A 13848-nucleotide genomic window follows, 5' to 3' on the forward strand; every position below is an offset into this window, starting at 1 on the left:
ACTTATTCCGTTTTAATTATTACAGCCACCAATACCACTCAGAAACACACTCCCATACTTTAAAACCCGGATTCAATAAGATATGCTTTTGTGCCTTATAAATAACATTAGCACTTGAGTAAACCATATTATTGGCCTGTATAACTTTAGGGCCTCTGATATCGGCATTGCCACTTATCGGGTTATTGATGACATAGGGGTCTGTCAATGAGATAGTTGTTTGCTTTACCTGGCTTCCCTGTGGGTTGCGTGCAGTAAGTGTTATAGTATAACTCCCTCCATTTGCGTATTGATGTACCGGATTTTTTTCGGTAGAGGTAGTGCCATCACCGAAATTCCACAAATAAGTCATGGGCTCATTGGCTGACTGATTCTGAAAAGTAAATCTATTCAAACAACCATCTGACTGTATCGCCACAAAATTTGTAACCGGAGCTACCAGTTTTGGTAAAGTCATTTTCCAGATATTTCCCAATAAGTCGGTTATATAAATTATGTTTCCTACTTTTTCTGCATCTGTCAGTTTCGTAAATCCGGTTACCAATCGTGTTGTATTCACCTTATAATTGGTATTGGCCGCATCATACACCAATTTTAGTTGGCATACATCTCCTGCCGAATCTTCATTAGGCAAATACCCTCCGCCTCCATCAGGCAGATGCGCTAACATAAAGCCCGAGCCAGTATAAGGCATTTGCAAGGTGCTATCTCTATCAAATACTAACCCAACAGGTGAGCGGTGGCCTGTAAAAGTGGTTACTTCGGTGCCTTTATACATTTGTCCGTTTGATGGGTTTCTTACCCAGTTGGCGTCTGGGCCAAGGTTTTTGATTGGTTCAGTAAATACCACGCCTGAGGGTCGTGCCGGATAACCGGGGTCGTTATAAAATATATTTCTGGCCAATGCCTCGGCGGGCACCAGTTTATCCTGACTGGCATCATAGGGTGTATATTGCATAGGCGTATCGTTCCCCCCTATCCGCCACGGAAACCCGTAGTGCTTATCTTTACGCAACCAGTTCATTTCTTCGGGGTCGTCTCTATCGCCTGAGTTTTCAATACCAAATAGTCGGTTTTCCGCATTAAAAGCCATATCAAATTCATTTCTCACCCCTCTGGCAAATACAAAACCGCTTGCATTAAGTGCATTCTCATCGTTGGGCAGATAAATATTACTTGCATTGATAGGAATACGAAAAATTTTAGCTGTAAGCGGGACTTCTCTTAAACCTGTATAGCTTCCTGAGTTTTTTACCTCGCCGTGGTCAGTACGAGAACCACTGGCGATATACACAGAATCTTTATTGGGTGATAAACAGATTCCGGCAAAAGCATGGTCGAATAATGTACCTGACGATGGGTATAATTCAGTGGTTAGCATGGTTGTCCACTGGCGTTCTCCATTAGGCATAATCGTACATTTCTCCACCACACCATATCCATTTGAGTTTTCGGCCGTGTTATGGTTACCTATCAGAATAAAAGTATTGTTGTAATACACCATGCCTTGTAAATAATTAATATGATGCTCATGTGGTGGTAAAAATCCACTTTCATCGCCTGCCATTCCATTTATAATCGGAACCTTAAAAACCCAACCGTCAATATTACAGGTGTAAAGGCAATTGCTTATAGTGTCATATACAACCCTGACAGGCAAATGCCCGAGTGCCTTGAATAATTCTACTGTAATTCCGGCTTGTGTAGGCGTAATAGCCGACGGAAGAACGGCCTCTCCTTTCTCACCCTTTTTGTATTCTTCATAAGATTTTTCTTGAGCGCAAGCACAAAGGCTTAAGAATAGGAATAGTAACAACAAAATATTTTTCATGCAAAAAAGAATAATGTGTGAACACAAATTTAATTAAATACCTTATTCTTCAAACATTTACTCTTTTTTCTTAATAAAATATTAAGACCTAAGCCAATGACTCTTCGGTTACCTTATTCTTGTCAAGCATACTTTCCAAAATCAATTTTACTTCTGGTCTACACGAGCCACAACCCATGCCTGCTCCTGTTTTCTGGCATAGTTGTACCATATCCTTACACCCTCCTGAAATGGCATTTTCGAGATTGCCTTTGCCTACATTGTTGCACGAGCACACCAGTTTGCCAATAACAGGTTCGGCAGCTTTACCAGAACGCAATAATGCCAGCCGTTTGTCTGATAACTCAATACCATTGATAATTAAATCTTTAAACTCTAAAAACTCCGACTTATCTCCTATCAGAATCGCCCCTACCAATCGGTCATTATGTACAATACATTTTTTATAATAATGCCGGGTTTTGTCTATAAAAATAATCTCTTCATAATCGGTGCTTCCTGCAGGTATTTCTACCATACCCAGCGAACAGAGATTAAGTCCGTGCATTTTAAGAATATTCATTGAAAGGCTCCCATTGTAGTAGGTAGCAAGGTCTCCAGCCAGAAATCTGGCTACAACGGCTGCCTGTTGTTCTGCTGCCGCAGTAATACCCCACATCTGGTTCTGCCATTCGGCAATTTCGCCGCAGGCAAAAACATCAGGGTCTGAAGTTTGCAGGTAGTTATTCACCACTACCCCTCGATTACAAGCCAGCCCGGCATTTTTTACCAGTTCGATATTCGGAGTAGTACCTGCCGCTACAATCAATGCATCACAAGTCAATTTCATGCCCGATTTCAGGCGTACACCCGTAATTTTCTCACTGCCATATACCTGTTCTACTTCATCGTTATAATACACATCAATGCCGCGAGCAATAATTTCTTCATGCAAAATATCGCTGCCTATCGGGTCTAATTGCCTGTCCATAAAGCGTCCGATTCTTTGTATGACTGTCACATTTACCTGAATCTCTTTTAAAGACGCTGCCATTTCTAAACCTAATAGTCCGCCGCCTACAATTACAGCATGTCTACCGGCTTTCACATAGGGCAACAGAGCATCGGCATCAAGCCTGCTGCGCATGTTAAACACTCCTCCTATCCGTGGAAAATTCTTTGGCATAAAAGCACGGCTACCCATCCCCAAAAACAGTTTATTGTAATGATGCTCATGGCCATTACTATCTACCACCACTTTGTTTTTGCGGTCTATATGTTCAATGCCTATGCCTTTATGGACGGTTATTTGTGTTTCTTTAAACTGGTCTTCCCTCAGTTTTACCAGTTGATCCCAGGTTTGTATACCACTGATATAATCAGGCAACATCACACGGTTGTAGAATGGATATATCTCTTTAGAAAATACCTCAATTTCGTCGGTCTGATTCAGGGCACGATATGCCGAAATAAAACCTAACCCTGCCGAGCCTGCACCTATGACAATAATTTTCTCTTTCGGTTTCTGGTATCTGACTACTTCAACAGCCGAATATTTGAAATCAGGTTCTTTCGATTTAGGGTCAATCAGGTTATTGGTCAGGTTATTGGCTCGGCCAAAATCGTTGTCCAATATTCTGCCCCAGTGCATAGGCAAAAAACAATTCCCTTCTTTTACTTCGTCAGTAGTCCGGGCTTTTACTTTTACGCTTCCACGCTTGCCTTTTATTTCTACTACCGCCTCATTTTCAATACCCCGGCTTCGGGCATCATTCGGATGAATTTCCAGAAAGGGTACCGGAATATGTTGTTTCAGTTTATTTACACGCCCTGTTTTGGTCATGGTATGCCATTGGTCTCTGATTCTACCCGTCAGCAAAATCAAAGGAAAATCCTCACTCGTCTTTTCAGATTCGTTTTCATCAGATACTGCATGTATTTTTGCCCTTTGATTAGCTGTATAAAACCGATGGTCTTCAAACAAACGAGGTGTTCCTTTGCTTTGCGCAGCCTTTGCCGGATACGGCCATTGCACCGTATGCTGTTTCAGCAAATCATAGCTTACGCCTGTTACATCAATGTTTGTTCCTGCGGTAGTGCGTGTATATTCCTCATAAATTTCTCCGAAATTTTTATAGCTGAATTTATCTCCCCAGCCCATTTTCTCAGCAAAGCGGCAGATAATTTCAGCATCGGGCAAAGTCTCTCCGGGTGCTTCGCTGACTTTATGCAGATAAGAGACCCTACGCTCGGCGTTAGTCATCGTTCCTTCTTTTTCTGTCCAGGCAGCCGCAGGCAAAACCACATCAGCAAACCGAATAGTATCAGCTTTATTCGAAATATCCTGCACAACCACAAACCGGGCATTTTTCAAAGCCATTTCGGCCATTTTTGCATCGGGCAGGCTTACCATCGGATTGGTACAAGCTATCCAGATAGCCTTGAGTTTGTCGCTTTCCAAACCTTTAAACATTTCGGTAGCGGTTAATCCCATTTTGTCAGAAATAGTAGTCCCTCCCCAGAAAGTTTCCATTTCTGCCCTGTGTTGCGGATTCAGAATATCACGGTGCGATGCCAGCATATTTGCTAATCCACCTACTTCTCTGCCACCCATTGCATTAGGCTGTCCTGTCAGCGAAAAAGGCCCGTTACCCGGTTTACCAATTTTACCTGTAATAAGGCTCAGGTTAATGAGAGACAGGTTTTTATTGACACCAATCACCGATTGATTCAAGCCCATTGTCCACATTGACAAGAAGCCTTTGGCCTTTGCTATCCAGTAGGCTGCTTTTTGTATATCTTTTACCGAAACACCACATATCAAAGCCGATTCGTCTAATGTCCGTTCAAAAATCTTTGTTCTGAACTCACCAAAGCCATCGGTATGATTAACTATAAATTTATTATCAATCCAGTTGTTTTCTATCAGCACCCTTGCTATGGCATAATTCAGGGTTACATCTGTACCCGGATTAAGCTGTAAATGCAGGTCTGACGAAGTAGCCGTTTGTGTACGGCGAGGGTCAACTGTAATAATTTTCAGGTCAGGATTAGCCGCCCTGTGTGCTTCAATTCTTCGCCACAATATCGGATGGCACCATGTAGGGTTTGCGCCCTCAACCAAGATACAGTCTGATGCCTCAATATCATCATAACAAACCGGAACAGCGTCTTCACCCAATGAGAGTTTATAAGCCACCACAGCCGAGGACATACACAGACGTGAATTGGTATCTATATTATTAGACCCAATAAAGCCTTTCATCAGTTTATTCCATAAGTAATATTCCTCTGTGAGGCATTGCCCTGAAACATAAAGCCCTACCGAATCAGGCCCATATTTAGCAATGAAAGCCTTAAAAATAGCTGCCGTACGTTCCAGTGCCGCATCCCAGCTTACCTGTTGCATAGGCATGCTTCTGTTCATCCGCATTTGCGGATACAGCAGTCGGTCAGACTTATCATTGACCGTATAATGCAGATTCATCCCTTTTGAGCAAAGCATTCCTTTGTTCACAGGGTGGTCTTTATCACCCTCCACATGAATCCTGCCATTGCCGGTATCCGTTACCACAATTCCGCATCCTACCCCACAATAACAGCAGGTGGTTTTATATTTTTTTGAGGTTTGCATGACCAGAGAGTAATTAATGAATTTTTTATCCGTTAATTTCTCCTCTTTTTCAAGGAGGATTACCCATAAATAACCGATTTTTCATCGGTTATTTATGGGGGAGGTGGTTAACCATAAGCTCATAAAACTATTAAGAACTAATTTACAGACCTGCGTTTAACCACTCCGTCAAAATCCGACTTCGTCAGGATTTTGCCTCCCCTCCTTTAAAATGAGGGAAAATTTAAAACACAATTTTTTTACACCAAATCCTCCACCATCGCAGTCTTCTTCACTTTTTCTTTCACACTAAATCTGGTAATGGCAATGAGAATAGCTGCTGCAACCGCAGCCATACCTATGTAACGGAAAGCATCGGCATAAGTCAGATTTTCTGATTTGAACAGGAAGCCCATCAGCATGCCGCCAATGTTACCTCCTGCTCCTACAATACCTGCTACCATGCCTACATTTTTTGCATTGATAAAAGGCGTCAGTGCATACGTAGCGCCATTAGCCATTTTTAGAAACAAGGCAAACAGTACCATTGAAGCAATGGCCACAGGCAAAGTAGCCGCACTGGCAAAAAATACAAGCCCGATGCCCTCTATAGCAATTAATATAGCCAGTAAGCGACCCTTTCCGGTTAAACCATTCTTTTTACCGATTTTATCGGCCCAAATACCCCCTAAGGCACGGGCAAAAATATTCATGAACCCAAACATACCTGCCAGTAGTCCGGCCATTTTCTGGTCTACCCCGAAGTTATCTACAAAGTGTAGGGCTGCCACGTTATCGAATGTAATTTCCATACCAAAACAGATGGAATAAGAGATAGCCAATGCCCATACACGCCAGTCTTTTACTACTTCCCATGTATTGGGTTTTTCTTTTTGAGCTACTTTGCGGCGGATGTCTGCGTAGTTTCCGGCAGGAGTATCCTGTGTGAATTTATAATATAGAAATGCACATAGTAACAGTAGTGTCCCCGGTACAATCATAGCCAGACGCCATGCTTCACCTTTGGTATAACCCAGACCTACAATTCCGGCAAAAATTAAAGGCATCAACATATTGGTAATGCCGCCACCCAGATTCCCCCAACCTCCGGCTACTGCATTGGCTGTACCTTTAATACCTGGAGCAAACATTATCGATGTATGGTATTGCGTAATTACAAACGAGGCACCGATAACCCCGATAGCCAGACGGAATAATAAAAAGGTTTCGTAGCTATGCGATAAACCCACCAGATACACCGGAACAGCACAAAGCACCAATAAGGCTGTATAGGTTTTGCGAGGTCCCCAGGTATCGCAAAGGCGACCAATAATTAAACGGGCAATGATAGTGGCCGATACCGCCGCAATGAGTGTATTACCTACCTGTGCTTTGCTCAGACCCAGGTCTTCTCTGATGGTTGGCATTAAAGGTGCCAGACCGAACCAGCCAAAAAAGCACATAAAGAAAGTAAGCCATGTAACATGGAATGTACGCATTTGTACACTTGAAAAATCAAAAATATTTAGTTTTTCTAATGGTTTATTCGATTTCATGAGATTTTGTTCGTTTAGATAATGAGAAAATGTAGAAGAATCCGTGTCTTATTTTTTGGCAGAAGCAAAAAATTCGGGACGGATATTGAGCATCAGATAGCCCCACTGACCTGTCTTGCGGGTTTTATCCATCGAATTCTGCTTTACATATTCAAGGCTGTTATTGCCTTGCATCAGGGCATAGCCTGCCTCAAGCGTTGTAAACTTATTGAGGGAATAATTGAGCACCAAATCATATTCTAAACCCAACATCGAGCTGACTTTAGCACCTGTGGGTGCGTCAGTAGTTTTATTGGGTGTAGCAGCCGCCAGCGCAAAATAATGAATGTCTAAGGTTGTAGTCAGGCGTTTGTTTACGTGCTTGAATTTGAAGAAAGCATTCTGTAAACCACCTGCTGGTGAGCCTGTGCCAACATAAAAGTAATCCATGTAGCCCCAATGTTTATGAGGGGTGCCATACAATGGGTCAAAACGATGTGTTTCTCCTGCTTTCAGTTTGAAACCATCGTTACCCGACAGTACTTCATAACCCGGCCCGAAGCTAAGAGTACCACGCTGAATCATGAAATTACCTCCATAATGGTAAGCACCTTTGATAGTGAGTCCGTCACGGTCTTTGCCCGATTGCAGATAACCGAACACCTGCCATTGTACTTTATGTAGTTTGGTAAGACTGTTGGTACCAGTCAGCATGGCTCCATAAGTAAGGCGAGAGTTTACACCTGTTACATCGTATCGGCGGCCATATACATATCCGTTAGTCACACTACCGATACTATCTATACGAAATTTCGAAAAATCATCTTTAAAAAACAAAACCGATAACCTGGTTTGTTGAAACTTGCGTGCCAGATAAGCCATCTGAAAAGATTTAAACATCTGGTTCTGCCCGTTAGTACTCACGGCATTAAGCAAGGCAGGAGCACCTCCTTTGCCATTAGTAGGTAAAAAACCACCCGGAATAGTAAGGCTTATACCTTTAGCAGATAATGCCGTGGCAGGTACGTTTCCGCCTACATAATAGGTACCGTTGGCACCAAACGCATCTCCGTTCTGATTGAATCCTCCGCCTAAATCCAATGTCCAGCCCTTGTGTTGCGCTTTAAGTAAGGCAGCATCGAACCTACGCCCCTGTTGTAACCAATCCAGATTACCCAATAGCCTTACGTCGTCATAGACTAATTCCTGACGGCCTATTTTGAGCGAAAGATACTGCAAGGCTTTGAATTTAAAACTGGTGTCGGTGGCGTTAGCCAGCGCTAATTCTGCCCAGGCTTCGTGTACGGCTAATCTGGCACCATCGCTATTTGAGATAGAAGAAGCATCTTGCCCCCATACCCGTACGTCCTGTACCGATACGCCCAGATTTACTCTATCCCATTTGTAACCAAAAGTCAGTCGGGTTCGTTGCGATGTAAAAGCAGCAGGTTTAGCCCCAACCAGAGCCAGATTACCTAATCCGTCTCTGATTTCGGTACGGGTTCTTAGCTGACCTGTGAGTGAAAATTGTGAATACGAACCTCCCGCAAAGAAAACAATGAAGAAAAGTGCAAGTGCAAATTTGCGTAATAAATTTTTTTTCATTTGCTTTGATGTTGAATTGTGAATAAATACCTACGTTTTGCGATTCAGTGCCGATTCTGATACCCCCATATCAGGTCGGCTTTTTTGTTGGCAGAAATCGGGGCCCCCACCCCGACAATTGTCTTCGACAATAGCCATAGTTTGTGCTTTTGTTGTTTTTTTCCCTATGTTTGCATGAGCTTTTGAATTGTTTATTGTTTAAAATGGTTGTGAAATATAATACTTTGATAGCCCCCACTACCCAAATATTATATAAGTAAAAATACTTATTTATACAATAATTTTCTTTACTTAGTCAAATGTAAAAAATAATATTTTATACTCAAAATCATTTTATACATATTTTTAGTGTTTTTGCTAATTTTAATCAATATTCTTTTAAATCTGAAACTTGTTTTTAGAAAAATACAATTTTTATTCACTAAAAAGGTATTTTTTAAAACCATAAAACTACCTTTTTGACATTTTTACATTTTTTCTCACCAAGAATTAAATATAAAAAAAGTACAATTAAAACAGAAGGGATAAGTAAGTATTCAGAAGAGTATTCTGACAAATAAAAAGAGAAGAAAAGAGTAATTCGGTATAGCCCGTGAATTACTCCTTAAATAGCTAAGCATTTTTTCCTGACAAATAGATGTCAGTTATTATTACTAAAATCAATCTGATATAATTTGTTACTTAGCTGTCAAATATATATATGAAATCAAACGCAGCAGATAGAAAACCATCACTCAATTACCAACCTTTCTACATAGGCTTCTACATATTCAGGATGCAGACTTACTACTTCACCAATAATAATCACCGCCGGATTGCTGATGCCCGTCTGATTAACTTTGGTCTGAATATCTTTTATTTGCCCGAATACTGAATTTTGTTTTTGAGTAGTGCCGTGCTGAATAATGGCTATGGGTGTTTCTTTTTTGCCATTTTCGCAGAAAATCGCCGCTATTTCATCTAATTTGCTCATGCCCATCAATATCACCACCGTAGCCGATGACTGCGCTGCCAGTTTTAAATCGTTGGGCAATAAACCATCACTGGTATGTCCGGTTACAACCCAGAAACTACGGGCAATATCCCGGTGAGTAACCGGAATCTGGTTAACTCCTGCTACCCCTACACTACTCGATACCCCTGGAATTACTTCTGTTTCAATACCCAAGGCACGGGCATACTCTAACTCTTCATACCCTCTGCCAAATACAAAAGGGTCGCCCCCCTTCAAACGCACCACATGCCCGAATTTAAAGGCATATTCGACAATCATTTCGTTGATTTCAAACTGGGCATATGAGTGTTGCCCTTTACGCTTGCCTACATTCAGCAGAATGGCATTTTCAGAAACATATGCTAACAGCGATTGATTGGCTAAGGCATCGTATAAAACCACGTCAGCCTTCTGTAAGGCCTTGATGCCTTTAAGTGTGATGAGTTCGGCATCGCCTGGACCCGCCCCCACGAGTGTCAGTTTTGCTTGCATTTTAGTTATTTATAGTCAGTCGTAAAATCAGAATCGGCTTGCGAAACGGATTATATATTTATTAATAATGAATAAAAGTAGAAGATAATTTTATCAATACAAACATTTTCAGAATAATATTTGCATAAAATTGAATAATTCAAAATAAAAATAAGAAAAATACAATTAAGTAAAAATACTCAATTTTATGAATGGTATTTTTTTAATAATTAATAAAAAACTATCAAGAATCTGTATTTTAACGTTGGAAAAGGTGTTTTTTTATACTAAATTTCTTTGGAATCTAAGCGACGATACTGATACAAATGCCTACACTCGAACAACAGGTTACCCAACGTCTGACAAAACTTTATATTCTTGCCCTGACTGCCGTAGCCGTTCTTTCGATAACCGGGCAGGTGCTGATACAGGAATCATTAGAGGACACCCTCAATGATGCACACGTAGTAAATATAGCCGGACGCCAACGGATGTTAAGCCAGCGTTTATCAAAAATGGCTATTCTGCTTACCAATACCGACCGATTTTCGGAAGAAGCTAAATTCTATCAGAAAGACTTCGGAGAAACGCTGGCTTTGTGGAGTAAATGTCATGAGGGTTTTATGAACGGAAAGTTAGAAGTTGAACGGGAAGTAGCAATAAAAAACTCCCCTGCCACTATCCGGATGCTCAATGAATTAAATCCGGTTTTTCTGAAGATAAAAAATCAGATGGACTTGATTCAGACTCATCAGACCATTGATAAAAAGCAGGTATTAAACGAAATACTGCGCAACGAGCGGCTTTTTTTGAATCAGATGGACAGTATTGTGTTTCAATATGATTTAGAGTCGCACGAAAGAGTAAACAGAGTACGGAGCATCGAATTATTTTTATTTTTCCTTACCATTGGTATTCTTCTGTTAGAGGGCTTGCTGATATTTAAACCTCTGGCAGATTATATCAAAAAGGTAATCAGAATGTTGACTAATTCGGAAGAAGCCTTGCAGGAAAAAAACCAGGAACTGAGTATTTCTAACCAGAAACTGATAGAAGCGCAGAAAGACATTGTAAAAATTACGGAAGAAAAATACGAGTTGGTGCGTAAGGAAGATAACGTGCGGTCGAGTGCATTGATGCAAGGGCAGGAAGAAGAACGCCGGAGGTTATCAAGAGAACTGCATGACGGTATAGGGCAAATGCTGACAGGCTTAAAACTCCATAGCGAAAAACTGAAAAGCCTGCCTTTTGCCAACGACAAACAAAGAAAAACTTTTGAAGAACATAACAAACTGATTGAAGAAACGATAGAAGCTACACGTATGGTATCGTTTAATCTGATGCCGCCTATCTTGACAGATTTTGGCTTAGGAGCAGCCATCAGGTTATTGACAGAGCATACCACCAAAACAAGCGATATTCAGGTATCCTTTGATAGTAACTACGGACAAACCAGGCTGAACGGGAATCTGGAAGTAAATCTTTACAGAATAGCACAGGAGGCTCTCAATAATATGGTAAAACACTCAAAAGCTACAGAGGCCAATGTGGTTTTACAGAAAACTCAGGCAGGAATTGAGTTGCACATCAGTGATAACGGTATAGGCTTTGACGAAAAAAATACTAAAAAAGAAAAGAACATCCATAACGGACTGCCTAATATGCAAACCCGTGTGCGTTTGTTGGGCGGCCAAATGACAATACAAGCGAAATCAACAAAAGGAACCCAGATAACCGTGAAAATCCCAAACTAAAATGGCAAACAAAATTAAACTGATGATTGTGGACGACCACGCAGTTGTACGCAAGGGAATTATTAACCTATTAGAAGATGAGGAAAATATTGAGATTGTGGGTGAAGCACCTGATGGTGTAGAAGCACTCGAAGGCATCAAAGAATTAAAACCTACCATTGTACTTTTAGACCTTTCTATGCCCAGAATGACAGGCTTTGAGGTAGCTAAGATTATCTCGCAGAAATATTCGGCCGTGAGGTCTATTATTTTCTCCATGCACAACAATCAGGAATACATGGTGCAGGCCGTTGAAAACGGAGCTATGGGGTATCTATTGAAAGATACGAGTAAAGAGGAAATACTGAAAGCACTGGATACCGTAGCGAATGGCAATAAGTACTTTCCGCCTACGGTTTCAGCCATGATTATTGACGGATTACTGAATCATAAGAAAAACAGTGTAGCTACTAATAAAAAAGAAACCTCTGCTATTGTCAGCACATTATCAAAACAAGAGAAAGTAATTCTGAACTATATAGTAGAAGGGTTGAATAGTCAGGAAATCTCCGAAAAGCTTAACCTGAGTGTCCGCACGGTTTCCAACCATCGTGCCAATATTCTACGCAAAACACAGGTTAAGAATACTGCGGAGTTGGTGAGATTGGCAGTGGAGTAAATCTTATTTAAAATTCAATCCAATTCTCAAACTATACTTATCCATGTGATACGAAAAAGTATTATAGCTTGATTTCTGGGCATTGATGGCATAGGCATAAGCAGTTTCTATCCACAAAATCTGACGATGGCTGACTTGCTTACTGAAACGATAACCTGTATAGGCATCAAAAACAGGTCTTTCCGTAAAACTGCTGCCTGCCTTAAAACCCAGAATAAAATCCTGCATGGGGCGTACTTTGTACATCAGGTCGTTTTGTATTTCTAATACCTGCCATTTTTTAGATTCTGTCTGTAAACTTTCAAGATTTACATACTCAAATGTATTATTATCCAAACGTACAGGTACTTGTTTGCCACTAATCAGGTTATATTTAAAATTAGATTGTGCCGAAAAGAAGCTCAATCCAACTCTATAGCTTAGCCTTCTCAGTTTAAGTGGATACACAGCCCCTGCCTGCACAGCCCAGCCTACCCTACCACCATTATTGGCTCCATTAAACTGATTAATGACTGCATTAGAAAATACCCGATAGTAATTTAAAGACGGTGTCAGTGAAACATATACTTCAGCGGGTACTTTGAAAAAACTTTCTCGTGTCTCCTGTGGCTGAACTTCGGCTTCGCAAGCAATACGGGTATTGAACGGAATCGCATGGGCAGCTACGTCATTCCTATTATTTAAATAATCAACGTCCGAAAACCCTTTAGCCATTTCTGCATTTGCTATAGCTTTTTGCTCATTATTAGCCTCTCCAATTTCCCTGCTTATCGTTTCATTAGCTTTTATGTTGTTATCTTCTGTAAACATCACAGCTATCTCTTTACCAGGTTCTTTTACTGCCGTTATAGGCTTTTTACCAATAGCCACAATATTTTGTTTTTCAACAATCAATTCTGAGGATTTAGTAACGGGGTTTTTCCATATTGAGTTTCCGGCTTTTTGCGATTTTACGGATTTACTATCACTGGCAATTTTATCTTTTTGAATTTTATTTTCTTTTAATGCTGTTTTATCATTTTCAGCCGCTCTGATGGCTATTGTTTCTTTAGTAGCCTGTTCTTCTGGCACATGCGTTTCATTCGCCCTTGATGCCGTTTTTGTATCTTTTTCAGGGATACTTTTTTGTGCATCTGTATCAGGCTTCGTTGTATTTTCTTTTACTCCGACTATGTCCGAATTTTGTTTGTTATCAAGCGATTGATAAGCTACATAGCCAATCAGCGAAAACAGCAATAAGGCTGCTGCCAGACCCCATCGCCAGAGTTTGCGGACAGGTGTCTCCACGGGCGGAAGATTCGCCTCTATATCAGCCCAAAGGCTATCGTCGGGCATTTTATCAAAGTCATTGATATGGCTCTGAAATAGTTTCTCTATGTTATCTTCAGGCTTGTTCATGCTTTATATA

Annotated in this window: 8 protein-coding genes; 2 read left to right on the plus strand and 6 right to left on the minus strand. The window is 40.9% G+C overall.

Annotated features, from left to right (window positions below):
- Positions 1 to 19: 19 nt before the first annotated feature.
- The 5 genes from EWM59_RS28195 to cobA all read right to left on the minus strand — a co-directional run bounded on the left by EWM59_RS28195 (position 20) and on the right by cobA (position 10049).
- On the minus strand, positions 20 to 1831 hold the full coding sequence (locus EWM59_RS28195; protein ID WP_207219941.1) for a PKD domain-containing protein: 1812 nt from the start codon (positions 1829 to 1831) through the stop codon (positions 20 to 22).
- An 88-nt stretch (positions 1832 to 1919) separates the two neighbouring features.
- A complete protein-coding gene (locus tag EWM59_RS05165) occupies positions 1920 to 5444 on the minus strand; it encodes a nitrate reductase (protein ID WP_130019875.1) in 3525 nt (1174 codons plus the stop codon).
- 239 nt (positions 5445 to 5683) lie between these two features.
- Positions 5684 to 6979, minus strand: a complete 1296-nt coding sequence (locus tag EWM59_RS05170) for a NarK family nitrate/nitrite MFS transporter (RefSeq protein WP_130019876.1) — start codon at positions 6977 to 6979, stop codon at positions 5684 to 5686.
- 48 nt (positions 6980 to 7027) lie between these two features.
- The gene (locus EWM59_RS05175; protein WP_130019877.1) at positions 7028 to 8563 is read right to left on the minus strand and encodes an alginate export family protein; all 1536 of its coding nucleotides are present in this window, start codon (positions 8561 to 8563) and stop codon (positions 7028 to 7030) included.
- Positions 8564 to 9293: 730 nt separating this feature from the next.
- A complete protein-coding gene (gene cobA / locus EWM59_RS05180; protein ID WP_130019878.1) occupies positions 9294 to 10049 on the minus strand; it encodes a uroporphyrinogen-III C-methyltransferase in 756 nt (251 codons plus the stop codon).
- A gap of 305 nt (positions 10050 to 10354) precedes the next feature.
- Between cobA and EWM59_RS05185 the strand changes: the two genes are divergently transcribed.
- The gene (locus EWM59_RS05185; protein ID WP_130019879.1) at positions 10355 to 11782 is read left to right on the plus strand and encodes an ATP-binding protein; all 1428 of its coding nucleotides are present in this window, start codon (positions 10355 to 10357) and stop codon (positions 11780 to 11782) included.
- Position 11783: 1 nt separating this feature from the next.
- Entirely contained in the window at positions 11784 to 12440 is a 657-nt protein-coding gene (locus EWM59_RS05190; RefSeq protein ID WP_130019880.1) for a response regulator transcription factor, read from the plus strand.
- A 3-nt stretch (positions 12441 to 12443) separates the two neighbouring features.
- Here the strand turns inward: EWM59_RS05190 and EWM59_RS05195 are convergent, their stop codons facing one another.
- Positions 12444 to 13838: a hypothetical protein gene (locus tag EWM59_RS05195; protein ID WP_130019881.1), complete on the minus strand. Its 1395-nt coding sequence runs from the start codon at positions 13836 to 13838 to the stop codon at positions 12444 to 12446.
- Positions 13839 to 13848: the final 10 nt, after the last annotated feature.

Origin of the sequence: Emticicia agri (assembly GCF_004168285.1) — a bacterium.
Lineage (GTDB): Bacteria > Bacteroidota > Bacteroidia > Cytophagales > Spirosomataceae > Emticicia > Emticicia agri.